Annotated in this window: 17 protein-coding genes and 1 pseudogene; 10 read left to right on the plus strand and 8 right to left on the minus strand. The window is 27.9% G+C overall.

All coding sequences use genetic code 11. The features are described 5' to 3' along the window. Positions 1–8: 8 nt before the first annotated feature. Together BVAVS116_RS02930 and pta are read left to right on the plus strand one after the other, a co-directional pair. Positions 9–806, plus strand: coding sequence for a 5'-methylthioadenosine/adenosylhomocysteine nucleosidase (locus BVAVS116_RS02930; protein WP_006068901.1), 798 nt, complete (start codon positions 9–11; stop codon positions 804–806). Positions 807–911: 105 nt separating this feature from the next. Continuing rightward, positions 912–1,949 carry a phosphate acetyltransferase gene (gene pta, locus BVAVS116_RS02935; protein WP_006068965.1) on the plus strand — a complete coding sequence of 346 codons (1,038 nt, stop codon included), beginning with the start codon at positions 912–914 and terminating at the stop codon, positions 1,947–1,949. Here pta and rsmA read toward each other — a convergent pair. Both rsmA and BVAVS116_RS02945 read right to left on the minus strand, forming a co-directional pair. Beyond that, positions 1,932–2,777 (minus strand): 16S rRNA (adenine(1518)-N(6)/adenine(1519)-N(6))-dimethyltransferase RsmA, encoded by an 846-nt coding sequence (gene rsmA, locus BVAVS116_RS02940; protein ID WP_040351367.1) that lies wholly within the window; start codon positions 2,775–2,777, stop codon positions 1,932–1,934. The genes pta and rsmA overlap by 18 nt on opposite strands. A 30-nt stretch (positions 2,778–2,807) precedes the next feature. Next, positions 2,808–4,064, minus strand: a pseudogene (locus BVAVS116_RS02945) (ComEC/Rec2 family competence protein). Between the two features lie 116 nt (positions 4,065–4,180). Here BVAVS116_RS02945 and BVAVS116_RS02950 point away from each other — a divergent pair. Both BVAVS116_RS02950 and BVAVS116_RS02955 read left to right on the plus strand, forming a co-directional pair. Further along, positions 4,181–4,894 (plus strand): CPBP family intramembrane glutamic endopeptidase, encoded by a 714-nt coding sequence (locus tag BVAVS116_RS02950; RefSeq protein WP_006068446.1) that lies wholly within the window; start codon positions 4,181–4,183, stop codon positions 4,892–4,894. A 25-nt stretch (positions 4,895–4,919) separates the two neighbouring features. Further along, the gene (locus BVAVS116_RS02955) at positions 4,920–6,857 is read left to right on the plus strand and encodes an AMP-binding protein (protein ID WP_006068643.1); all 1,938 of its coding nucleotides are present in this window, start codon (positions 4,920–4,922) and stop codon (positions 6,855–6,857) included. Positions 6,858–6,885: 28 nt separating this feature from the next. Here the strand turns inward: BVAVS116_RS02955 and argS are convergent, their stop codons facing one another. From argS to BVAVS116_RS02970, 3 genes are read right to left on the minus strand one after another with little or no spacing between them, the layout of a single operon-like run. Then, positions 6,886–8,643, minus strand: a complete 1,758-nt coding sequence (gene argS / locus BVAVS116_RS02960) for an arginine--tRNA ligase (RefSeq protein WP_006068223.1) — start codon at positions 8,641–8,643, stop codon at positions 6,886–6,888. Beyond that, positions 8,636–9,235 carry a hypothetical protein gene (locus tag BVAVS116_RS02965; RefSeq protein ID WP_006068363.1) on the minus strand — a complete coding sequence of 200 codons (600 nt, stop codon included), beginning with the start codon at positions 9,233–9,235 and terminating at the stop codon, positions 8,636–8,638. Before BVAVS116_RS02965 ends, argS begins: the two co-directional genes overlap by 8 nt. Before the next feature lie 21 nt (positions 9,236–9,256). After that, positions 9,257–11,404: a methyl-accepting chemotaxis protein gene (locus BVAVS116_RS02970; RefSeq protein ID WP_006068864.1), complete on the minus strand. Its 2,148-nt coding sequence runs from the start codon at positions 11,402–11,404 to the stop codon at positions 9,257–9,259. A 266-nt stretch (positions 11,405–11,670) separates the two neighbouring features. Here BVAVS116_RS02970 and BVAVS116_RS02975 point away from each other — a divergent pair, with 266 nt between their 5' ends. Continuing rightward, positions 11,671–13,878, plus strand: coding sequence for a methyl-accepting chemotaxis protein (locus BVAVS116_RS02975; protein WP_006068997.1), 2,208 nt, complete (start codon positions 11,671–11,673; stop codon positions 13,876–13,878). On the opposite strand, the gene murB is transcribed toward BVAVS116_RS02975, so the two are convergent. Next, the gene (gene murB, locus BVAVS116_RS02980) at positions 13,875–14,795 is read right to left on the minus strand and encodes a UDP-N-acetylmuramate dehydrogenase (RefSeq protein ID WP_006068991.1); all 921 of its coding nucleotides are present in this window, start codon (positions 14,793–14,795) and stop codon (positions 13,875–13,877) included. The two genes, BVAVS116_RS02975 and murB, sit on opposite strands and share 4 nt — an antisense overlap. Positions 14,796–14,846: 51 nt before the next feature. On the opposite strand from murB, the gene BVAVS116_RS02985 reads away from it, so the two are divergent. From BVAVS116_RS02985 to BVAVS116_RS03000, 4 genes are read left to right on the plus strand one after another with little or no spacing between them, the layout of a single operon-like run. After that, positions 14,847–16,289 (plus strand): cysteine--tRNA ligase, encoded by a 1,443-nt coding sequence (locus BVAVS116_RS02985; RefSeq protein WP_006068675.1) that lies wholly within the window; start codon positions 14,847–14,849, stop codon positions 16,287–16,289. Between the two features lie 3 nt (positions 16,290–16,292). After that, the gene (locus tag BVAVS116_RS02990) at positions 16,293–17,849 is read left to right on the plus strand and encodes a DNA-binding protein (protein ID WP_006068436.1); all 1,557 of its coding nucleotides are present in this window, start codon (positions 16,293–16,295) and stop codon (positions 17,847–17,849) included. Beyond that, on the plus strand, positions 17,849–19,102 hold the full coding sequence (gene glyA, locus BVAVS116_RS02995) for a serine hydroxymethyltransferase (RefSeq protein WP_006068532.1): 1,254 nt from the start codon (positions 17,849–17,851) through the stop codon (positions 19,100–19,102). Before BVAVS116_RS02990 ends, glyA begins: the two co-directional genes overlap by 1 nt. Before the next feature lie 26 nt (positions 19,103–19,128). Next, positions 19,129–19,881 carry a J domain-containing protein gene (locus BVAVS116_RS03000; RefSeq protein WP_006068875.1) on the plus strand — a complete coding sequence of 251 codons (753 nt, stop codon included), beginning with the start codon at positions 19,129–19,131 and terminating at the stop codon, positions 19,879–19,881. Between the two features lie 58 nt (positions 19,882–19,939). Here the strand turns inward: BVAVS116_RS03000 and BVAVS116_RS03005 are convergent, their stop codons facing one another. Both BVAVS116_RS03005 and BVAVS116_RS03010 read right to left on the minus strand, forming a co-directional pair. Next, positions 19,940–21,805, minus strand: a complete 1,866-nt coding sequence (locus tag BVAVS116_RS03005) for an integrin-binding adhesin P66 family protein (protein ID WP_006068435.1) — start codon at positions 21,803–21,805, stop codon at positions 19,940–19,942. Positions 21,806–22,058: 253 nt separating this feature from the next. Next, the gene (locus BVAVS116_RS03010; protein ID WP_006068285.1) at positions 22,059–23,567 is read right to left on the minus strand and encodes a lactate permease LctP family transporter; all 1,509 of its coding nucleotides are present in this window, start codon (positions 23,565–23,567) and stop codon (positions 22,059–22,061) included. Between the two features lie 71 nt (positions 23,568–23,638). On the opposite strand from BVAVS116_RS03010, the gene BVAVS116_RS03015 reads away from it, so the two are divergent. Next, positions 23,639–24,844 (plus strand): D-alanyl-D-alanine carboxypeptidase family protein, encoded by a 1,206-nt coding sequence (locus BVAVS116_RS03015; protein ID WP_006068330.1) that lies wholly within the window; start codon positions 23,639–23,641, stop codon positions 24,842–24,844. The last annotated feature ends 10 nt before the right edge of the window (positions 24,845–24,854 follow it).

Genomic DNA, 24,854 nt, shown 5'->3' on the forward strand with positions numbered 1-24,854 from the left:
GTGAGTTTATGAATCATTTTATTATAAGATTTTTTCTTTTTTTATTAGTTTTTTCAAACGGCTATGTTGCTTTTTCTAAGAACATAAATGTTTTAATAGTAACTGCTATGGACTCTGAATTTGAGCAGATAAATAAGCTTATGTCTAATAAGGAAGAAATAGTTCTTAAGGAGTATGGTCTTAATAAAAAGGTTTTAAAGGGAAAGTTGTCTAATCGCAATGTTATGGTTATTGTTTGTGGGGTTGGCAAGGTTAATGCGGGTGTGTTTACTAGTTATCTTTTGTCAAAATACAATATAAGTCATGTGATTAATTCTGGAATTGCTGGGGGTGTTGTTAGTGATAAATACAAAGATATTAAAGTAGGGGATGTAGTAGTGTCTTCAGAGGTTGCATATCATGATGTTGATTTGACTAAGTTTGGACACAAGGTGGGTCAGCTTGGAGAGGGATTGCCCCAAAAATTTGTTGCCAATAAGAATTTGGTTAATAAGGCTAAAGAGGCCGTTAAATCCAAGATTAAAGGTTCTAATACATATTCAGGATTAATAGTCTCAGGAGATCAGTTTATTGGCCCAACTTATATGAATAAAATTATAGAAAACTTTAAAGATGTAATAGCTGTGGAGATGGTAGGTGCGGCAATAGGGCATGTTTCTTATATGTTTAATGTACCTTTTATAGTGATTAGGTCCATATCTGACATTATAAATAAAGAAGGAAATGAAGTTGAATATAATAAATTTTTAAAATTAGCTGCCTTTAATTCAGCTAAAGTTGTACAAGAAATTTTAAGGATTCTTTAAAAAATATTTAATTTTTATAATCGAAAATTATGCGTGAGAGAAGATTTTTTTATTTTAAAAATGTTTTCTACGCATTTGTAAATTTGTGTTGTTTTTTTTTATAAAATGTTTTGTTTAAAGGATTATATTTTTAAGAGAGCAAAAATATTTGTAAAAGAGAATAAGTTTAATGCCAGTGTAGTTTATCCCGAAAGTAGTGATTCCAGAGTTTTGAAGGCAGCTGTTATTGTTTTGCAAAAAAATCTTGCAAGCTCAATTATTTTGATAGGTAAAAAGGATCCTGTTATTAATTCTTTAAAAGAGTTTTCTAATTGTAATTCTATTTTAGAAAGAATAGAAGTTGTTGATCCTAATTCTTTCCCAGACATTGAAATGTATTTGGATGAATATTGGAGTTTGCTAAAACTAAAAGGAGTTACTAGAAAGAGTTTAAAAACTCAAGTTTTAGATGAAATTACTTTTGCTATGCTTATGGTAAGACTTGGTTATGTCAAGTCTTGTGTTTGTGGTGCTATTTCAACTTCCGCTAAGGTTTTGTCTAATGCTTTGAGAATAATTCCTAAATCTAATGGTGTTAAAATCATATCATCTTTTATGATTATGGATACTTTGAATATTGCTCGTAATGTTGATTTTTGTTTTGGACATAATGGAATTTTATTTTTTGCAGATTGTTCTGTGGTAGTCAATCCCAATTCTTTAGAGCTTGCAGAAATTGCATTGCAAAGTGCTAAATCTTTTAAAGATATTTTAAATGTAAATCCTAAGGTTGCGCTTTTAAGTTTTTCAACAAAAGGATCTTCTAATGCTAGAGAAACTGAAAAAGTAAAGAGTGCTTTAAATATTGTGAAAAATAAAGAGAGTGATTTGCTTGTTGATGGGGAACTTCAACTTGATTCAGCTATAATTAAAAATGTCGCAGAGAAAAAATGCAGAGAATCTTTGGTAGCAGGTTCTGCCAATGTTTTAATATTTCCTAATTTAGATGCTGGGAATATTGGTTATAAATTAGTAGAGAGATTTGCTTTTGCTAAGGCCTACGGTCCTTTTTTGCAAGGCTTTTCCAAGCCCATTAGTGATCTTTCAAGGGGTTGTTCTGTTGATGAAATTGTATTTGCAAGTGCTTTAATGATAAGTAGTTAAAGTGTTAGAAATTTGTATAAATTCTTCAACAGAAATGTTTTCAGGTCTTTTGTCTAAATATTCTTTTAAAAAATTTTCTCTTAAAGTATCTTTATTTGCGATGAAATTAATAATAGTGTTTTTCAATTTTTTTCTTCTATTTGAGAATACAGTTCTAATCAATTTGTTGAATTCTTTAAAATCTTTTATGTTATTTTCTTTAGGAATTAATTTTAGTGTTGTAGACCTAACTTTAGGTACAGGATAAAAATTGTGTTCTCCTATGTCTATTATTTTAATTACTGTGAAGTGTGATTGTACTAAAACTGTAAATGAAGAATAGTTTTTGCTATTTATTTTTGCAGTTATTCTGTCTGCCAATTCTTTTTGTACTGTGAATACCATTTCTTTTAAAAAATTTTCTTCAATTAATTTAGATATTACTTTTGATGCAATGTTATATGGTAAATTTGAAAATATTTTATCAATATTTTTGTTTTCGTTTGTATATTTTTTTAAAAAATCCCCTTTTATCAGTTTAAAGTTTTTTAATTTTCCAAATTTTTCATTTAATATTTCTGAATATTTTAAGTCAATTTCAAATGCTGTTAAAAGATTAGTTTTTTTTAATAAAATATCAGTCATTGCGCCAAGACCTGGACCAATTTCCCAGATTTTTTCATTTTCTTTTATATCTAAGCTTTCTATTATTTTTTGCCTTATGTTTTCATTGATTAGATAGTTTTGTCCCCACAATTTTCTTGGAGCTATTTTTCTTTCTTTTAATGTTTGTTTTATGCTAGTTATACTGTTATAGTTAATTTTCATAGATAAAAGAGATAGTAGCATATTATTCATTATTTGGCAGCTATTTTTAAATTATTTTGAATTTTTTTTAGCTTCGTTATTATAAATAATGCAAGTTATAAGAAGAATACTTAATGTTAAAAATATAGGTATTTGGTGATGCTTGACTATAAAGAATTTGCTAAAAAATGTTGCTGTAATTTTTATTGTTTGGAATATGTAGGCATTTATAAGGTCAAAGAGAAAAAATAAATTTAAGCTTAAAAAGTAAGTTATTAAGCTTAATATTGTTATTGCTAAGAAAATTAATGTTAATGGAATAATTATTAAGTTTGACAATACTGAGATTGGTGTTAGATCAAAATTGTTAACATAAATTACTGGTGAAGTGAATATTTGAATAAAAAATGTTGTAAGCATTGATGATGTTAACTTGTTAAGATCGTATCTATTTTTTAAATAAACTGATGCTGATATCCCTATTGTTGCAAGATAGGAAAGCTGAAATCCTATTGAATTTAGTGTCTCGGGCAATGCGATAGCATTTATTATAAAACTAATAGATATACAACTTATTAAATTGATCTTTCCGTAAATTAGTTTATATATTATAAGAGATTCTGTCATTAGAAATGCTCTTAGTGTTGAAGGTGTAAATCCAGTTAATATTAGATAATTTAATAAAATTATGCTTAGTATCAAGTATTTTAATTTTTCATTTGTGATTATTAAAAGTAAATAGTAAGTTATTAAACTTATTAGATAAAAATGTAGTCCAGACACCACTAAAATGTGAGCAATGCCCGCATTTTGAAATAATATTTTTTCATATTTTATTATTTCTGATTTGATATTCAAAATTATTGTTTTTGAAAAATGGGAATAACTAGGATTTAATGCAGCAAAAAAATTATTTAAAGTGTTTGTATATTTTTCTCTAAGCTTGGCAAAAAAGGGTCTTTTAATAAGTTTTATTTTTTGGTTTTCAATTTTAATGATATCTCCGATTTTGTAAATATTTTTAATATTTTTGAAGTTAAATTTGTGTGTGTTTGCTGTATTGTCAATTACTTCGATAATGGTTTTTGAATCTTTTTTTAAATTCTTAATGTTTATTATTTGATAAACATTTTTTTTTAATGTTTTAAAATTTAATCTGGCTTGAAAACTTAATAGCGATATTGTTCAAAAAATAAAACTAATTGCCAAGTGTTTATTATTTTTTATTATAAAAAATAATGCTAATATTGCATTAAAATAAATCAAATTAAGTTTTAAATAGTATTGAATTGATAAATTAATTGAAATAAAGATAAATATTAAAATCATTTATAATATTCCTATTTTTTATTTATAAATAATTATTTATTGAATTTTAATTTGTTTTGATTAATCAATCAATAATCATTCATTGACAATTAATAATTATTTACTTACAATACTTTATGCAATTGTTAAAAAATAAATATCCATTCAAGCGAGCTTTGCTTGAACTTTTTTTGGTCTATGTTGTTATTTATCTTGCTTCTCCTTTTGAAAATGTTACTTCAGAATTTTGGAATGTTAGTAAAAACCATTTTTATTTTTGGATTTCAAGATCTTTTTTAATTATTTTTATAGTTTATTTTTTTAAACTTACCAGTTCTTATGATGATTTTAGAGTAGAGTTTTTTATTCCTAAATTTAAATTTATTTTTATTTGGGAATCTATTTTAATTTTTATTAAAACAATATTGGTTGCAATGATATTCATTTTTTTTCTAGCTTTTTTACTTGAATATTTGTTGCCAGAATCGGTATTTATCTACTATTTTCAAGACAATGTTGGATTTAATTGGAAAATTAGCAGTAAAATAGCATTTTTTTTAATGATTTTTACCTCTTTTTTTACAGGAGCTTTTGAAGAGTTATTTTATAGGGCTTTTGTTATTACCAAATTTACACAAATGGGATTTCCTGTTGCAGTTACTGTTTTTCTCAGCAGTATGTTTTTTGCTTATGGGCATTTATATTATGGAATTTTGGGATTTTTGGTTACATTTATATTAGGAATATTTTTTGCTTTTACTTATTTAAGGTATAAAAATGTATATTATATGATTTTTATACATAGTTTTTATAATATTATTGTTAGTAGTCTATTGCTTTTTTTGAATTAATTTTAAATTTATTTGAGGGGGATTTATGAGAGATACTATACCTAAGCGTTTTAAAGAGGTAGTGACCCTTTATAGTGAGCTTGATATTTTTCTATATAAGGAAGGGGAGTCTAAAAGTTTTAAGAAGCAAATATACGCCGATTTTTGGAATGAAGTAAAAAGGGTAGCTTCTGGGCTTTTGCATTATGGCATTAAAAGAGGAGAGAAAGTTGTAATTATTTCTGATTCTAGGAGGGAGTGGATAATAATTGATGTTGCTACTTTGGGGTTGGGTTGTGTTGATGTTCCTAGGGGAAATGATTCTTCTGAGGATGAATTAGCTTATATTATTAACCATTCTGAATCTACTTTTATTTTTGTTGAAAACAATAAACAGCTCCAAAAAGTTTTATCCAAAAAACACGATCTTAAATTGGTGAGGTGCATTGTTGTTATTGATGATGATAAATCTTATGAAGAAAAAATGGGGAATATTACTGTATTTTCTTACAAAAAATTACTAGAACTTGGAGCTGAGTATTTAAAGGCTAATCCAAAATCATTTGATATGGAGATTGAAAAAGGTTCTTCAGAAGATATTGCAACTATAATATATACTTCTGGTACAACGGGTATGCCAAAGGGAGTAATGTTGAGACATGAATCTTTTATTTTTCAATTAGATAGACTTTATGATTATCTTCCAACACTTAAGCCCGGCAAGATAATGATTTCTATTCTTCCCCTTTGGCATTCTTTTGAGAGGGCTTGTGAATATATAGTTGCTTTAAAAGGCATAGCAATTGCATATTYAAAGCCCATAGGTCCGGTTTTGTTAAAAGATTTTTTACTTTTAAATCCCCAGATGATTATTTCTGTACCTAGAATTTGGGAAGGTATAAGAATAGGTATTATTAAAAAGGTGTCAGAATCTTTGATTAAGAAACTTATGTTTGGAGGATTTTTAAAAACCGGAATTGTTTATGAAAAGTTTAAGGAAAAATTTTTAGGTTTTTCGCCTGTTTATAAAAAATCCAATTTGTTTATTGTGCTTTTTTCAAAATTATTTTTATTTGGTGGGATCATTTTAATTTTTCCTGTTAAATTATTGGGTGATATTTTGGTATTTAAAAAAATAAAAAATGCCCTTGGGAAAAATTTTGAATTTGGTGTTTCTGGTGGTGGGGCGTTGGTTGATTATGTTGATTATTTTTTTAAGGCTGTAGGAATTAAAGTTCTTGAAGGTTATGGTCTTACCGAAACGGGTCCTATTTTGAGTGTTAGGCGTCTTAAAGGTCCCGTAGCAAGAACTGTAGGTCCTATTTTACCAGATGTTGAATATAAAGTAGTTGGAATTGATGGAGAAGTTTTGTCTTATGGGGAAAAGGGTGAGCTTTGGGTAAGATCACCACAAATAATGAGTGGTTACTTTAAGGATAAGGCCAAGACCAACGAAGTTTTAACAGAAGATGGTTGGTTTAACACTGGGGATTTAGTTAAATTGACAATTAATAATGAAATTTCAATTGTTGGTAGAAGCAAAGACACAATTGTTCTCAGAGGGGGGGAAAATATTGAGCCCGAGCCTCTTGAGAGAGTTTTGAGCAAATCTTTATTTATTGAAAATATTATGATTGTTGGTCAGGATCAAAAATTTTTAGGAGCCGTTATTGTGCCTAATTTTGATAATCTTGAAAAGTGGGCAAACTCTAGCGGAGTGTCTTTTTCTTCTAGGGATGATTTATTAATTAATGAGGAAGTTAACAAACTTTATTCTAAGCATATCTCAGATACTATTAATACCAAATTAGGTTTTAAAAATTTTGAAAAAATAGTAGGCTTTGTTTTGCTCCCGAATTCTTTTTCAATTGGTGAAGAGCTTACCAATACCCTTAAGTTAAAAAGATATTATATATCTCAAAAGTATGAAGATAAAATAAGATTAATTTTTAGCAAAAGTGACCTAGATTTAAACGGATATTAGACAAGAAAATTTTACAAAATTTTCTTGTCTACATTTTTAACATATAAGGAATATTGAGTAGATACATGCAATTTTTTATTGTTTGTAATATAGCTTTTAAAAATTCTATTCTTGCAGCTGTCAAATCAGTATTGTTTATGTCTATTACTTTAACTTCTTGATAGTATGCGCTAAAATGCTTTGCAAGTGAGTATGAATAACTGGTAAGTATTGAAGGGTTTAAATCTTTTACCGCTTTGATTATATTTTCTTCTAATTCTGATATAATTTTAATAATTTCCCACTCTTTTTCATGTTTTAAAAGTTCAAGGTTGATTTTTTCCATTATGGGAATAGAAAGTGTATTATATTTTTCAAGAATACTATTAATTCTTGCTCCAACGTATTGGATATATGGACCAGAATTTCCTGTAAAAGATAGACTTTCTTTTTTATTAAATACAATATCTTTATGTACAGCTGATTTTAGTAGATAATAGTGAATTGCTCCTAATGCAATATTTAAAGCAATTTTTTTGGCATTCTCTTTATCCTCAATTTTTTGTGTAATTTCAGGTGCTGTTGATTCGGCTAGGTCTAAGATTAAATTATCCGCGTCAATTACATTACCTTCTCTTGATTTCATTTTGCCATCAATAAGATTGACCATTCCGTGTGACAAATGAATAAGTTTTTGATTTTTAGAAATTCCCAATTTTTCTGCTACAAAAAATAAACTTTTGAAATGCTGAATTTGTTCACTTCCAACCACATAAATCATTTCGTCAAAATTAAATTCTTTTATTCTAACTGTTATATTTCCTAAATCTTGGGTAAGATAGATAGATGTTCCGTTTGGTCTTATGAGTACTTTTTGTTTTACTTCAGTATCTGCTTTTTCATTCGAATCTAAGGGCAAATCAATGCATATTGCGCCATCTTCTCGTTTGTAGCAAAGTCCTTTTTCAAGTCCTTCTAATACGACGTTTTTTCCAATTTCAAAAATTTCACTTTCAAGGTAAATTTTATCAAATGAGGTGTTTGTAATTTTGTATGTTTCTTTTATTCCTTCAATTGCCCATTTATTTAGCTTTTTCCAAAGTTCAATTGTGTTTACATCTTTTTGTTCCCATTTTAAGAGTAGATCTTGAATTTCGTTTTCAGCATTTTCATTTTCTTGTGAGTATTTGTTGTATTTAACATAAAAATCGCCAATTAAATGGTCTCCTTTTTTTAAAGCTTTTTCTGGGGTAATGTCATTTCCAAATTTTTTGTACGCAAGCATTGATTTGCAAATATGAACCCCACGATCGTTTATTAAGTTTATTTTTGTAATTTTTGCACCCACAGCTTTTAATATTCTTGAGAGGCTTTCTCCTATTACGTCATTTCTAAGATGTCCCACATGCAGTGGCTTGTTTGTATTTGGTGATGAAAATTCTAATATTATTTTTTTATTGTCTAGATATTTGCTTGTTCCATAGGTATCTTTTTGGGTATTTACCATTTGTATTGTATTGTTAATATATTCTTTTCTAGAAAATTTGATGTTTAAGTAAGGCCCCATGGCTTTAATTTCGTATTTATCTTTAAGAGTTTTTATTATTTCTTCAGAGATAGTTGCAATGGAAAGTTGCAAAGTTTTGCTAAGTTCAAATATTAATATGGAAATATCCCCTAAATCACTTTTGGGAGGTTTTTGAATATTTATATTGATTTTGTCTAGCTTTATGTTTTTTGATAATGCTAGATTGGAAACTATAGTGCTAATTTCGGTTTTAATCTGTTTTTTAACATTTTTAATCATTTTTTTCCTCTTTAACGCTTGTTAACATATTAATTAATAATAAAATTAAAGACGCTGCAATAAAAATGTTTGAGCTGTAGGTTGACATTTTTACATTCGCAAGATTTTTTATTATGGGGATTTCTTTGTTAAAAAGTTTTAAATTCCCTGTGTTTAATATTTCTCTAATAAGTGCAATTGTTGAGCTTAGAACAATGAAAATTAAAATTGGATTTTTAGAATATTTAATTACCATTGATGGATTTTTTAGAATTTTAAAAGGCTCGTTTTTATGAAATGATATTATTATGGCTATTAAAATGGGTATTGAAAATTTGAATTCTTTGTATAAGGTTGGTGTTAAATAGAGCATGAATAAGTAAGTTAGACTAGTAAAAATTCCTATTATTAATAGATATATTCCTAATATATGGTTTTTATGGTTTTTAAGTTCTATTTGATTGATTATTAAGGCAGGAAATATAATGCATATTGAAATCCAAACAGATACAATACTAGCGTCTAAAAAATTTTTTGTATAAGTAAAAATAGGAAATAACATTAAATGACTTTTAAGATATTTTTCAGTGTTATAAAATAGTTTTTTTTGCATATTATTCCCTTTTTATCTATTTTATTTGGTTTTAAATTGATTTGTACTCTCACTAATTCCAGAAATGTGACTTGAGTTTGTAGTTCCTAAAACTTTAATACGCCCAATTGCTTCTACTAATTTATTAATCTCTTCTTTTAAGCCTTTCATTGAGCTTGAGACCGTAATATTAATTTCCCCTAATAGTTTAACAGTATTAATGATTTCTTTGTTGCCTCTAAACATATCATTTGAGCCAATTTTTACTTCATATGTTATTTCTCTCATTGTATTTAAAGCCTTTAAAATTTCTTGGCTACCTATTGATTGCTCTTGCATTGTATGATTTATTTCTTCTATTACTTGAACAACTAGATTTATTGAATCGAATATTTGGTTGAAAGCTTTATTTGTTAATTCAGAAGTGTTTACGGTTTTGGTTATTGAATCCATTATTTCGTTAATTGATGAAGCAACAGATTCTGATTGTGATGTTACTTGTTCTGCTAGGTCTTTTATTTCTTCTGCAACAATAGCAAATCCTTTTCCAGCTTCCCCAGCATGAGATGCTTCAATTGCAGCGTTCATTGAGAGCAAGTTGGTTTGACTAGCTATAGATGAAATTAGAGAGTTTGCTTCTTGTAATCTTGTTGAGTTTTTGAAAATCTCTTTGATTTGAGTAATAACTTCTTCTTGTTTTTTTCGCCCATCATCAGAGAATCTTTTTAGTTCTTCTGTGCTTTTTGCAGCTTTTTGAGTTATTTCTGTTATTGATTGTATTCCCCCTATCATTTCTTCGATAGCTGATGAAGATTGCTCAACGCTTGCAGCTTGAGTTTCAATGGAGTTATCAAGAGATGAAATATTTTTTGAAAGACTTTCAATTACGTTTGTTGTATTAGAGATAAATTCTACTTGTTTTTCTACTTCTTCTTGTGTTTTTTCTATGTATTGATTTGAATTTTTTATTGTATTGTGGGTTTTGTTTATTTCACTAAATAAATGATCTCCGTTTTCTTTCAACAGTTTCACTCTTTCTTGTAATGAATTTATTACATTTTTAAGATTTTCAATAAAATGACCAAAAAGATTTATTGTTGAACTTATTGAATCTTTACCTTTTGATTCGACTTTAAATGTCAAGTCGCCGTTTTTAACTTTTGGAATGACAACATTGAGTTTATCTATTTTTGATATTATTAAAGTTTTTATGGTTGATATCATGATTAATATAAAGATTATTACTAAGATAAATATAATAGAAAGTGAAATCAATCTCATATTTTTAAATTCTTTTGAAAATATGTTATTATAATCTATTTTTATTCCTAAGTACCAATGAGATGTTGCTATTCTTGCTAAGGAGATTATTTCATTTGAATTACTTGTATTGTAATTTGCTTTTCCTTGAGATAATGCGCTTAATATTTGAGTTAATGTTTTTAGGTTAAAGCTAAATATGTGTTTTATGTTTTTCAAAACCTCATCTTTTCCTCCAAATGCATCTCCGCTGCTGTTTATTATGTATACATTAAAGTATTTTGATGAGTTTTGGCTGCTTGCATTTTGTTCTAGTAATGAATTTTCCAACAGAAGTAAAAGATATTCTTTTAATTCAGCAATTTTTTCTGAAATGTCAGCATATAAAATAATATATCCAATGTTAGATTTTTTTGAATCTGTTATTTTATATGCTATTGGAATATAAAAATTGTTATTTATTTTTGCTAAACTGTTGTGAAGAATTGAAATTTGAAATGTAGTGATAGCTTTGCCCAAAAGCAATTCTTTTAAGCTCATATATTGACCGTTTCTTTTTTTTTCACTTGATGCGATTATGTATCCATCTTTGTTTGCATATTCTATTATTTTAATAAAGGATGGAAGTGTAACTAAAATCTTGTCAGATACTAAGTGTTCCTCACTTTTGTTATTTAGAATTGCAGATTTATAATCATACCTAGCTGTTAATGTACTTAAAGATTTTATTATTTCTTTAGATTCATCAGAAAAGCTTTTAATCATTGCTTGGTTAATGAATTTTGTAAAGTCTTGAAGTTCTTTTGTTATAATTTTTTTGTATCCCTGATCTAGTAGTAAGAAGGTTGTTGCAATAATTATTATTGTATATGCCAAAATTATAAAATTGAATTTATAAAAAAGGTTGGAGTTAAGTTTCTTTTTTTTCACTAAGTCCCCTCAAAATTTTTATTTTTCATAAAATTTTAAAATATTGAATTTTTAGTATTCTACATGTTTTATTATATAATTATATATGCATGAGCTAAATAATAAAATAATTATTTGCAAATATTTGGGGATTTAATTTTTAAGATTCAGAAAGAAAGTCTAATTTGCCAATTATTATTATTAGTAATTATTTATATGTGATTTATAAAGGTGAAAGTTTTGTTTTAAGATTTTAATCACGTTAATGTTATTTTTGGAGAACTTTTATGACCGATGAGAATTTAATCGATGTTAATCTGAAAAATACTAAACGATTTCTCTACGTAGTTTTATTTGGATTTATTATTTTTAATTTTATATTTATAGGCTATTCTTATGTGAATTATAAAAATGAATATTTGGATCGCTTTAAATTTGATGCCAAGCTGTTTTTAAACAGTGTGTCTACTGTTATTAAGTCCAAGTATTTGGAATCTTCTAGGTTTCTTGAAGAGCTTGTAAAAGATAGCTACAGGTTTGGTATACTGGTGAATTCTTCAAAGAGCTTCCTTTTGTCTTCAAGTTTAAAATTTGGTGATAGTTTAGATGAAAATAGCGATTTGTTTTTAAAGTCAAGAGAATTCAGCGCCATAGATAAAATTTTTAAAACTATTCCTGTATCAGAAAATTCACTCGAAGGTATATTCTATATTCCTATAGGTAAGAATGTTTTAATATCAAATTCAAATTTTTCATCTTTGGGCTTAAAAGATGTTAGATTAGATCCAATTTATTCTGTTCCTGTAGAAAAAAATTCTAAATATTATTCAAGGTACATGAGAATAGATGGAAAAATTTATTCTGTAGTAAGTTTTCCAGTTAGGAATTCTGTTACAACATTGGGTGTGATAGGGATTTTAATATGTTTTGATGAGTTGTTTGATAGTATTGAAAATCAGCTATATTCTTCTCTTAAATCCAGCAATAAGAATTATAATTTTTTTATGCTTGATAGAAATTATATGCCCATTTTTTTAAATTTTAATAATCTTAAGGACAAATCTTTTTCTACAAGTTATAGCGAGAATGTTTTGAGTAAAGTTATAGCTTATGCTAAAAAAGATTCTTCTGTTTCTCAATACACTTTTAATTATGAAAGCGATTTTTATCTTTTGGACTTTGTAAAAACTGATGATTTTTTGATTCAAGGATTGATTTTAAATGCCAATTCTATTCCTATTATGTTTAAGTCAAATTGGATTGTATTTTCTATATTTTTATTGACATCTTTTGCTATTATTTTTTATTTGTGTAATACCTTTATTTTTTCATTAATTAATGATTTTAACAAAATTGTTGAGTATCAAAAATTAAAAAATGATCCTTTTCGTCTTGATTCTCCTTTGGAGGTTAAGTATTCTTCAGCTATTATTTCTTATATTAGTTCAAAGCTAGACAGACTGTCTTCTAAGAATAACGAATCTTTCGAGAAGATAAAATTTTATTCTGAAGATGTAAATGATTATTTGAAACAAATAGAAGCTGCTATATTAAATACTGAGAGTATAGATGCTAGCGTTGTAGCTTATGAGCAACTAAGAGATACTTTTTCTAGATTTGAAAAGTCAATCGTTGATATTTCAAAAGGCTTTGAAGCTGTTGTTGATCCTATTAATGACCACAATAAGCATATGTCAGAAATCTCCTCAAATTTTGAAGAGAATGTTAGTTTTTTTTATAGTATAGATAAAAATTTAGAAATTTTTAATAAAGTTGCTACTACAAATTCTGCTGATATTGAAAATATTAAAAGTAAAGTTTTTGATTTAAATGTTGTTTTTGAAAATGTGAATAAAAATTTTGCAGATCTTTTGTCTCAAACGAACAGCTTGCAAAGTGCAAATAAACTTTTAGTTTCAATTTCAGCTCAGACCAATATGCTTGCTATGAATGCAGCAATTGAAGCAGCAAAAGCAGGTGATGCAGGTAAAAGTTTTGCAGTTGTTGCTGAAGAAATTAGAAAGCTTGCTATTAATTCTGGAAAATATTCTAAAACCATTAAAGATGAACTTAAAACGGTTGATGGCATTATTGCATTAATTAATTCAGAGATTGATACAATTTATAAAAATTTTATGGATATTCAAGATAATGTGGACGGCAATTTTTCAAGACATGAGAAAGTAGATCTTACTCTTGCTAAGCATTTTAAAGAAATCGGTGAATTTAAGGAAAGGTATTTGTCTCACGATACTAAGATCAGAGATGCTAAGAATATGTATAAGGAAATATTTAATAACCATTTTTTTGTTAGCAGCAAGTTTAACAACTTTAGTCAGGATTTAAAAGAGTTTGAAGTTTCTAAGATGAATTTGGAGGCAATAAGTTCTCTTCAAGAATATTCATCTTTGGTAAAATCTTGCAAGGATAAAATATTAAAGACAAAGGAATTGATTCAAAAAATTAATGATGAGATTAAGGATATTCTTTTTTAGCTTTTCTGATTTTTAAATCCTATGTAAAGAACTTCTTCTTCGAGTAAAAGCCCAGTTTTCAAGTAGACTTCAGTTTTTACTTTTTCAATTAAGCTTTTTACGTCATTGGAAGTGGCATTGTTAATGTTGATAATAAAGTTTCCATGGTATTTGGATACTGTAGCGCCCCCAATGCTTAGTCCTTTGAGTTTGCACTCTTCAATTATTTGTCCACTAGGCTTAAGAAATGCTTTATTGTTTTTAAAAGTGCTCCCACCACTTGGGAATAAATAGTGACCTTTATCCATTCGTGCTTGTTTGTTTTTATTCATTTTTTCTTCAATAATTTTCTTATTTTCTTTTTTTAAATTCAATTCAATTTTTAATATGAAAAAGTTTTTATTTTGAAAAGGCGATTTTTTATACCCAAAGTCTTCTTTTTTTAATTCTTTACAAATGATTTTTCCTTTGTCATTTATAAATGTAATTTTTTTTAGTATTTCAGAGATTTCATTTCCAAAGCATCTAGCATTCATCCATACAGCGCCTCCTAGTGTTCCGGGTAGTCCATAGATAAATTCTAGGCCACTTAAACTGTTGTCGAGCGCAATTTTACATAAATTTTCGAAATTTGCACCACATTCAGCGACAATTTTATTGTCGTGAATTTCTATTCTGTTTAGATGTCCGGTGTACATTATCGGGAAATCAAGTTCTTTCTCGTCATTGACTAAAATATTGGATCCCCCACCAAGAATAAATAGTTTAATTTTTTCTTCTATTGCTGCTTTAAAAATATTTTTAGCTTCTTGAATATTTTTAGGAATGAGAAATAATTTCGAAATGTTTCCAATTTTATATGTTGTATAGTCAGTCAGATTTTTTGTTTGAGGCTTTGTATTGATTTTTTTAAAGAAATTATTTAGGCTTTTAAACATACTTACTTAATAATAGATTAAGCTTTTTATTTTTTCAATTTTGAGAAATGGATGATTTTAAAAGTATATAATACTAGAACAAAGGATTTTTCAGAGTTAACAAATTTTGATGATGTTAAACTGTATGCTTGCGGGCCTACTGTTTATAATTATGCGCACATTGGAAATTTTAGAACTTATATTTTTGGGGATTTATTAATTAAAACTTTAAGGTTTTTAGGGTATAAAGTTAATTATGCAATGAATATTACAGATATTGGGCATTTAACAGGCGATTTTGATGATGGAGAAGATAAAGTTGCTAAAACCGCAAGAGAGAAGGGTCTTACAGTTTATGAGATTAGTGAATTTTTTACGGAAGCTTTTTTTAAGGATTGTAGAAAATTAAATGTTACATATCCTGATAAAGTTCTTATTGCAAGTAAACATATTCCCATCATGATAGAGGTTGTTAAAATTCTTGAAGAAAAAAAAGTTACTTATTTTTCTAATGGTAATGTGTATTTTGATACTTCTTGTTTTAAAAGCTATGGTGAGATGGCTGGCATTGATTTAATTGATAAAGATATGACTTTTTCCAGAGTTGATATTGATAAATTTAAAAGGAATAAAACTGATTTTGTTTTGTGGTTTACTAATTCTAAATTTAAAGATCAGGAAATGAAATGGGATTCTCCTTGGGGACTTGGTTATCCGAGTTGGCATTTGGAGTGTGCTGCTATGAATTTGGAGTATTTCAAAGATAAACTTGATATTCATTTAGGAGGAGTTGATCATATTGGGGTTCATCACATAAATGAAATAGCAATAGTAGAGTGTTTTTTGAATAAGAAATGGTGCGATATTTTTGTTCATGGAGAATTTTTAATTATGGATTATAATAAGATGTCAAAATCACTCGGTAATTTTATTACGATTAATGACTTGGAAGAGCAAAATTTTTCTTCTCTTGATTTTAGATATTTGTGTTTGACATCACACTACAGGAATCAATTAAAATTTTCATTAAATAATCTTCAAGCAAGTAAGATTGCTAGGGAAAATATGATAAACAGACTAAGTTATTTTTATGCATCTTTAAATCCAGTTGATTTAAAGATTCTTGATAAGGATTTAAAAAATTTAAGTTCTAATGCAGAAAAAGAATATTACGATTCTTTTGTAGAAAAAATTTCTTTTGATTTGAATGTTCCTCAGGGTTTGGCTTTGCTTTGGGAGATAATTAAATCTGAAAATCTAGGCTTTGTTTCAAAGCTTAAATTAGCTTTTGTTTTTGATGAGATTATGTCGCTTAATTTGAAAGAAGAAATTTTAAAAAGTTTAGAAAATCATGATGTAGTTATTGATGATGATATGAAAACTTTAATTGAAGAAAGAAGAATAGCTAAATGTGAAAAAAATTTTAAGCGTGCCGATGAAATTAGAGACTTTTTTGCTAAAAAAGGTTTTGTTTTGGTTGATACTAAGGAAGGAACTAAGGTTAAAAGAGGCTAGTATTTGGCTATTTTTTTTAAAAACAAATATTTTTATTTAAGCTTAATTTTTATTATTTTTTTATTTTTATTTGTTTTTTCTGGATTTTTATTTTATTCAAAGCCAATTATTTATGAAATATCTCCAATTCCCACTTCACACAAGGATGTTATTGTTATTAAAGGAAATAATTTAGGTTATAATACAGGTGAGATTAATATTAATAATAATTATTTGGTTAAAAGTAGTATCATTAGTTGGAATAATACTGAAATAGCTTTTAAAATTACAGATGAAGTAAATTCTGGACTTATTTTTGTAAAAAGTGAAAGCGGAACTAGCAACGAGCTTTTTCTTGTTATTAGTAGACAAGTTCCTGTTAAGCTTAATAGAGAAAATATACCTTTTATTTTTTCAGAGGAGAAAATAATTTTAAATGCGAATTCTTCAACTTTATTACAAGGTATGAATTTGTTTTCACATTCTAGTACTATTAAAATTTTTCTTGAAACTAAGGACAAACTTTATACAATTTTACCCCAAAATATTTTAGATGTTTCTGAGAATAGGGTGGAATTTATTTCTCCTAAAACTTTAAATTCTGGCGGGCAGCTTTATGTTTTATTGGACAGTCTTAAAAGCAATAAAGTTCCGTTTTCTGTTAAAGATGATTTTTTTAAGTGGATTTTGTATGATTCAAAAGAGTTTACAATAATTGAAGAAATTTATTTTACTCAAGATATTAGTAATAATTTTGATTCAAATCCTGAAGATATTAATTTTAATATTTTCTATTTAAGGCCAATTGAGAATGAGCGTCAAAAAATTACAGAGTGCGGTGATGATTGTCTTGATTTTAATATTGGTAATTTATTTTTTGAAAACCTTAAGACAAATAAATTTATTTTTGAGACTAAGGTAAAGACGCATAAACTTAATTTGGAATTTTTGGATACTAAATATTTAGAAAGTATTGAGATCAATAAGAGTATTAACAATCAAGAATACAAAACGTATGTTCAAGACAAAAAAAAAGATTATTTATCTTACAACTCTGTTGATTTAATATCGTTAGATTCTCTAATTTTATCTATGACTGCTGGGAATAATTCGGTTTATAAATTGGCTAAAGCAATTATTGATGTTTTGATTTCAAATTTTAAAATTGTTGAGAATAATTTAAGCTTAAAGGATTCTATTAAAGAGAGAAAAATTTCATCTAGCAATTTAATAATTCTTACTAATTTATTATTTTTAAAGTACGAGATTCCTCTAAGAAATATAGTTGGACTTTACTATGATTCTAATTCTCTTAAATTGAATGAGCATTTTTGGTTTGAATTTTTTTTGCCTGGGGTTGGTTTTGTGTATTTTGATATAATAAATGCAGTATTATGTAAGGATAGCTCTAAGTATTTTTTAAATATGTCTGAGAACTATATTCAATATGGGTGCAAAGAAGACTATGATAAAAATGAATTTTTTGATGGATATTTAGATTCTGGTTTTTTAAAGTATAAAAGCTTGACTAATGGATCGTATTCTTTAATGTATAGGTTTGTTTTGGAGGATAATTTTTAATGAGAGATGATCAAATATTTGGTTTAATTGAGAAAGAGAGGTTAAGAGAAAAAGAACATATTGAGCTTATTGCGTCTGAAAATTTTACATCTTTAGAAATAAGGCAGGCTGTTGGGAGTATTTTAACTAATAAGTATGCAGAAGGGTATCCTTTGAATCGATATTATGGCGGATGTTCTTTTATTGACGAGATTGAAACTTTGGCAATTTCAAGAGCAAAAGAGCTTTTTGGTGCAAATTATGTCAATGTTCAACCTCATAGCGGATCTCAGGCTAACATGGCTGCCATAATGGCTCTTATTAACCCGGGTGACAGGATTCTTGGCATGCAATTGTCTCATGGGGGGCATTTAACCCATGGTAGTAGGATAAATTTTTCCGGCATATTTTTTAATACCTATTTTTATGGTGTTTCTAGAGACTCTGAGCTTATTGATTATGATGAGGTTCTTAAAATAGCTAGAGATTGTAGACCAAATTTAATAATAGCCGGAGCTTCTTCTTATTCAAGAGAAATTGATTTTAAAAAATTTAGAGAAATAGCAGATGATGTTTCTGCGTATCTTTTGTGCGATATTGCTCATATTGCAGGCCTTATTGTTGCCGGTTTTCATAATTCTTCGATTGATGTAGCACATCTTACTACAAGTACTACGCATAAAACTTTAAGAGGCCCAAGAGGTGGAATGATACTTTCTGGAAAAGATTTTAACAAATTGTTAAATTTTAATGGGAAAGAGAGGGCTTTGTCTAGTGCTGTCAATTCTACAGTTTTTCCCGGAACTCAAGGGGGTCCTTTAGTTCATGTTATTGCGGGCAAGGCTATTGCATTCAGAGAGGCTCTTCAAGAAAATTTTAAAGAATACATTGCTAATGTAATAAAAAATACTAAAGTTATGGCCGAATATTTTAAATCGGAAGGATTTCGGATTGTCAGTGGAGGTACAGATAATCATTTATTTTTGGTTGATCTAAGTAGCTTGGATCTTACGGGTGCTGATGCTGAGAAATTGCTTGAGGGTGTAAATATTACTTTAAATAAAAATGCTATTCCTTTTGACAAAAAAAGCCCTTCTGTGGCTTCTGGTATTAGAATTGGAGGTGCTGCGATTACTTCTAGGGGTTTAAATGAAAGTGATTCTTTAAATGTTGCTAAATTTATTGTTAGAGCTTTAAAGGCAAAGTCTGATATTGAATTAAAACAAATAAAAAAGGAAGTTGTAAGATTTATTAGAGATTTTGACATGCCTTAATTATGTTTGGAGGTTATGATTAATAAATGCCAAGCTTAATTAGAATGTTTTTTTTAGTGTTGTTGTTTATTTTTATTTTTAATCCCATTTTAATAGGAATGCTTTTTATATTATTTCCTTTTGTTTTGATATTACTTAGCTTTTTAGGTGTTTTTAGAATATATTTTACAAGAGATTATTCATATTCTAGGTCTAGAGAGTTTGAATTTTACAAACTTTCTTTTTTATTAATGGCTAAATTATTATCTATTTTGGGAACTGTAACGGGAGAACAGCTAAGTTATGTAAATTTCATTATCAATTCTTTGAATTTGTCTGAACGTGGCAAATCAGAATTGTATACTATCTTTCATTCTGCTATTACTAAGAATAATAATGCGGATAAAATTTTGTATACTCTTAAGCTTGGATATTTTCAACATAAAGATCTTTTTATATGGCTTTTTGCTTCTCTTAAAGAAATTAATAGACTTTCTAGGTATAAAAACTTGGAAGCTGAAAAATTTATTTCTTATGTTGGTGTGTTCCTTGAACTTGAATCTGATGGTTATGAAGCTTATAAAGATATTAATATTAAAATCGTAAATCCTTACAGTGTTTTAGGATTAACCTATAGTGCTAGTGATGACGAGCTTAAAAAGGCTTATAAAAGCCTTGTTATAAAATATCATCCTGATAAGTTTGCAAATGATCCGGTAAGGCAAAAAGATGCAAATGATAAATTTATTAAAATTCAAGATGCTTATGAAAAGATTTGCAAAGAAAGAAATATTAAGTAATAATTGATTAATTTGGTTTTAAGTATAAAAAAAGAAGGGCAAAGCCCTTCTTTTACTGTTAGCTACCACTGTAGGCCACTTTGAATTGCAAGAAAGCACTACCAATAGCGGCATTATTTGCGTTTTTATTAGCAAGTTCTATAATATTATTTGAATCCCATCCAATAGAAATTGTTGTAAATCTTATTAGTTTTTCAAGGCTAAGGCCTGTTTTCAAATAAATTTTTGTAGCATCGCTTGAGATCTTATTAGAAGGTCCTAAAAGGTATGCTCCAATATAGGGTATTACATACGCTTCTGTTGAAATGGATTCTATTGGAATCGCATAATCAAGATATAAAGCCACACCGAGTTTCATTGCGTCTTCAAATGTTAGATTGGGAGTTGCAGCTTTTGCGCTGCTTGTTGAATCTTTTCTATCTTTATTGTTTGCATTAGCACTTGAGCTTGCTGTAGGATAGTTTTCTACAGATTTTTGTCTTAAAATATCATAAAGACCGATAGATGTTATCCATCCTAGTCCATTTATAAGTCCTTTTTTATTGTCTTCATAGCTTGAAATTTCAACATTTAAGCTTTGAAATGCATTTTCGGATATAGTTTTTAATCTTTTTTCTGTATCTTTGGATCTGTAAAGATTTTGTCCATAGCTTATTCCTAATGCAACTCCAGATTTTTTGTCTTGTTCTCCAAATAGTCTTGTATTGTATGAATCAGATCCCTTAATCTTCCAAGATTCTTTTTCACCAGTGTCTTTATTCCAAATAAGGCCTATGCTTGCTCCTGTTGAAAATGCAATGCCAAGTTCTTTACTTTTACTGAAATTAAGAGCATTGCTATTTGGATCAAATATATCCTCGCCTTTTTTGCTAGGATCTGAGGATATTCCTTTTTTGAAATTTGCTGCTTTTGAGATGTGTCCAAATACAGAAAAATCGCTTGCGAAAGGATCTATTCCTAAATCAGTACCCATTTGTAAAATAAGATAGGTATTTTTATTGTTGATTTTTGTTAATCCAAGTTTATATTGAGCTCCAAAAGATGCTAAAATTGCAGAATTTGATAAAGTTGGACTAAGTAAATCGTTGTCAACTACGGATTTATCTTTTAAAGAGTATGTTATTGATGAATTATTAAATGTTTCGTTTCCATAAGCTCCTGATAAGCCAAAATTTAATTCAAAAGGTGTTTCTGCAATTACAGATTGAGCATCTTCATTTTGATCTAGTATATTTTTTATTGGCTTCCATGTTGCTTGAATTCCATAAAGTATTCCTCTATAGGTTTTATTGTATGGGGTGTCTTTATCATTCTCTTGATTTCTATTACCTGTGCCTGTTCCCCCCATTGCAAATGTAAGGTCGAGTTGTGGGAGTTTGTATCCCAGTTGAATTGTTCCTATTTGCTTAGAAGTGCCTCTTGCAAGAATTGTCCCTCTTACTGCTCTATCATTGCTTGGAAATCCGTAGTAAGTGCTTTTGAATCCAGTCATAGGCGCAAAACTAAATAAAGATTCTTTATTAAAGTCAAAATCTGTCATAGTACTTATTTTAATAAAGAAATCGTATATATTAATTTGTGCTGTTATATCTCCTACGTCAATTTTGAATTGTTCGCCTTTTTTGCCTTCTGCTTTTAATGCAAGATCTTCTACCTTAATGTAAGCTGAGAATGGATCATCTTTGCCTAATTCGGGATTAGCTTCAAATGGTTTAAGTTTAATAGTAATTTTGCTTTTGTTTTCAAACCCAGGAACAAGCTCATCTATGTCTAATCTGAATTCACTCGTGTTTTCAAATCCAAATGTAGGTATCCATGGGTTTATTTTAAATATATCTTTTTCCTTTAATTCGTCTGCTGCTGCAAATATTGCTACAGATGTAGTTAAAAATATAATTAATTTATATAAAATATGGTTTTTCATAATTATACCTTCCTGTTGTAACTATAAACTTTTTATTAGTTATAGTTATTAATTAAACGTATTAATAAATATATTATATACATGCTATTATATACAATATAATAGCATGTATATAATATATTTATAATATTAAAATCTTGGATAAAAATTCAAGAGCACATTATTATTTTGTTACTTTTATATTATTCAAACCTATAAATAAGATTAATTTTATTATCAATTAATCTTATTTATTTTAAATTATTAATTTATACTATACTAAATAAACTAGTAATCCTGTTACTAAAATGTAGTATAAAGCGTAAGTTATTGTTTTTGATAAAATTTTGCCCTCTTGCCCAATTAATCCAGCAGTTGTTGTTGCTATTGTGATGTTTTGGGGAGAAATCATTTTTCCCCCAGTTGCTCCTGTTGTATTTGCTGCTGCAAGCCAGTAAGGATTTGTTCCAATATTTTCTGCCATTTGTGTTTGCAAAGGTCCAAAAAGAACATTTGAAACTGTGTCGCTTCCTGTTAAAAATGTTCCAATAGCTCCAATTAGAGGACTAAATAATGGTCCAAATTGGCCTGTTATTGTTGAAATTCCATTAGCCAGATCTCTTATCATTCCACTGTGTGTCATTAACCTTGATATTGCAACAATACATATGATTATAAATGAAGATAATGCCATTTTTTTCAAGGTTAGTATAAATATTTTTAGTTGTTTTAATATTGGGACTCCTCGTATTGAGTATGATATTATTGTTGCAAGTACAATCAAGAAGCCCGGAGAGATAATCCATTTAAAGTGTAGGGGATTTGCTTCTGGATAAATGCTAATAGTGCTTTGAAAAGTTTTTAGGTATTCGTGAATTTTGTTAAAAAGAGGAGATACAAGTATTATAAATACTACTATTAAAATGTAGGGTGAGCAAGCAGTAATTCCTTTTGATAGGGGTATTATGTTTTTATTTTTGCTTTGCTGATTGTGCTTATCTTTATTTGCAAAAAATTTTGCATAAACTATTGTTATTGTCATAGAAAGGATGCTTCCAAGGATTGCAGGAAGTTCTGGCCCTAAAGTTTTTGATATGAATACTTGAGATATTGCCATTGACATTCCTGATAATAGGGTGAGAAGGAATACCCCTTTTAATCCTTTAATGCTTCCTTCTGTAAGAATTACTAATACAAAAGGTATTGTTAGGGTTGGAAGTATTAGTTGTAATGCAATCTCAGATGAAACGGTGTTAACATCTAAGTTAGTTGCTTGAGCTAAAGATATTATAGGAATCCCCACAGATCCATAAGCAGTTGATGAAGTATTCATTATTAAACAAATTAAGCAGGCAAAAAACGGTTCAAATCCCATTGCTATTAATATTGATACAGGGATTGCAACAGCAGTTCCATATCCAGCAACTCCTTCTAGAAAATTCCCAAATCCCCATGCTACTAGCAAGACTATAATTCTTTTATCAGAAGATACGTTTGATAAAATGTTTTTAATAGTTTCTATATCTTTTTGATCTTCTGACATTTTGTATGTAAATATGGCAGCAATAATTACGGTTGCTATTGGCCATATTCCCATTAAGGCGCCTTCAAGCATTGCAAGACTTGTGTTTAGTATTCCCAAGTTTTTATAAAATATAACTATAGCAACAGTTGTTATTAATGATATAGGTATTACATAGTAAGCAGGTTTTTTTATTATGCCAAGGCCAATAATTATTAGGATTATTGGTATCAAAGCTGCCATAAAATCATAAAAATTCATAAAAAATGACTCCTTTTTAATTGTATTATAATTAACAATCAATAAATAATATATAATTTTAATATTACAACATGAATAGTAGCTGTGTTATTGAAAAATTGTTATTAACTTTATTTTTTAATTTTTTTCTGCTTTGTGGTGATCTTTTTGCAGTTAATTTAGCGGATATTAATGAATTATCAAGGCATGCAAAATCAATAGTTTTAATGGACTTTGATACTAAGCGGATACTTTATTCTAAAAAGCCCAATTTGGTTTTTCCCCCAGCATCGCTTACAAAGATTGTTACAATTTATACTGCATTAATTGAGGCTGAAAAGCGAAATATAAAATTAAAAAACATAGTTCCTATTAGTGATGCTGCTTCATATTATAATGCACCCTTGAATTCTTCTTTAATGTTTTTAGAAAAAGGTCAAATTGTTAATTTTGAAGAGATTTTAAAGGGACTTTCAGTTTCGTCGGGCAATGATGCTGCTATTGCTATTGCTGAGTTTGTAGTGGGTGATGTAAATAGCTTTGTTAATTTGATGAATATTAATGCTTTAAATTTAGGACTTTTTAATATGCATTTTGTTGAACCTTCTGGATATAGCAATGAGAATAAAATTACAGCACTAGATATGGCTTTTTTTGCAAAATCTTATATAGAAAAATTCAAATTTATGCTTAATATTCATTCTTTAGAGTATTTTGTTTATCCAAAAAGTAAAAATTTGGGAATTACTTTATCATCAAAATTTTTAAACTTAAAACAAAAAAATGCTAATTTATTAATATCTGAATATCCTTATTCAGATGGTCTTAAAACCGGATACATTAGGGAATCGGGATTAAATATTATTGCTACTGCTTTAAAGGGTGAGAGAAGATTAATAGCGGTTGTATTGGGGGTTAAAAAAGGAATTAATGGATCTGGAGAGAAGATTAGAGCTTTAATTGCAAAAAATTTATTTGAGTATGGATTTAATGAATATTCTAAATTTCCTTTAATAGTAAAATTACAAGAAAAAGTCTATAATGGTACAGTAGATACAGTTGCTCTTTTTTCTAAAGAGCCTTTTTATTATGTTTTGACTAAAGATGAATTTGATAAAATTAATATAAGTTATACTGTTGATAAGTTGGTTGCTCCCCTTAGTGGGGATATGCCTGTTGGGAGGGCTATGATTTTTTTAGAAAAGGAAAAAATAGGGGATGTTGCTTTGTTTAGTAGTAAAGTAAATAAATTAGGGTTTTGGCAAGGCCTTTATAAGAGTTTTAGAAATTTTTTTTAAGAGAGTATTA

This window comes from Borreliella valaisiana VS116 (assembly GCF_000170955.2).
Lineage (GTDB): Bacteria > Spirochaetota > Spirochaetia > Borreliales > Borreliaceae > Borreliella > Borreliella valaisiana.

What these genes read in the sequence shown, in the direction of transcription:
- pta (WP_006068965.1), top strand. Translation starts at nt 912, where the DNA reads ATGTTTTGTTTAAAGGATTATATTTTTAAGAGAGCAAAAATATTTGTA.
- BVAVS116_RS03000 (WP_006068875.1), top strand. Translation starts at nt 19,129, where the DNA reads ATGCCAAGCTTAATTAGAATGTTTTTTTTAGTGTTGTTGTTTATTTTT.
- BVAVS116_RS02985 (WP_006068675.1), top strand. Translation starts at nt 14,847, where the DNA reads ATGATTTTAAAAGTATATAATACTAGAACAAAGGATTTTTCAGAGTTA.
- BVAVS116_RS02965 (WP_006068363.1), bottom strand. Translation starts at nt 9,235, where the DNA reads ATGCAAAAAAAACTATTTTATAACACTGAAAAATATCTTAAAAGTCAT.
- murB (WP_006068991.1), bottom strand. Translation starts at nt 14,795, where the DNA reads ATGTTTAAAAGCCTAAATAATTTCTTTAAAAAAATCAATACAAAGCCT.
- rsmA (WP_040351367.1), bottom strand. Translation starts at nt 2,777, where the DNA reads ATGCTACTATCTCTTTTATCTATGAAAATTAACTATAACAGTATAACT.
- BVAVS116_RS03010 (WP_006068285.1), bottom strand. Translation starts at nt 23,567, where the DNA reads ATGAATTTTTATGATTTTATGGCAGCTTTGATACCAATAATCCTAATA.
- BVAVS116_RS03015 (WP_006068330.1), top strand. Translation starts at nt 23,639, where the DNA reads ATGAATAGTAGCTGTGTTATTGAAAAATTGTTATTAACTTTATTTTTT.
- argS (WP_006068223.1), bottom strand. Translation starts at nt 8,643, where the DNA reads ATGATTAAAAATGTTAAAAAACAGATTAAAACCGAAATTAGCACTATA.
- BVAVS116_RS02975 (WP_006068997.1), top strand. Translation starts at nt 11,671, where the DNA reads ATGACCGATGAGAATTTAATCGATGTTAATCTGAAAAATACTAAACGA.
- BVAVS116_RS02930 (WP_006068901.1), top strand. Translation starts at nt 9, where the DNA reads ATGAATCATTTTATTATAAGATTTTTTCTTTTTTTATTAGTTTTTTCA.
- BVAVS116_RS02950 (WP_006068446.1), top strand. Translation starts at nt 4,181, where the DNA reads ATGCAATTGTTAAAAAATAAATATCCATTCAAGCGAGCTTTGCTTGAA.
- glyA (WP_006068532.1), top strand. Translation starts at nt 17,849, where the DNA reads ATGAGAGATGATCAAATATTTGGTTTAATTGAGAAAGAGAGGTTAAGA.
- BVAVS116_RS03005 (WP_006068435.1), bottom strand. Translation starts at nt 21,805, where the DNA reads ATGAAAAACCATATTTTATATAAATTAATTATATTTTTAACTACATCT.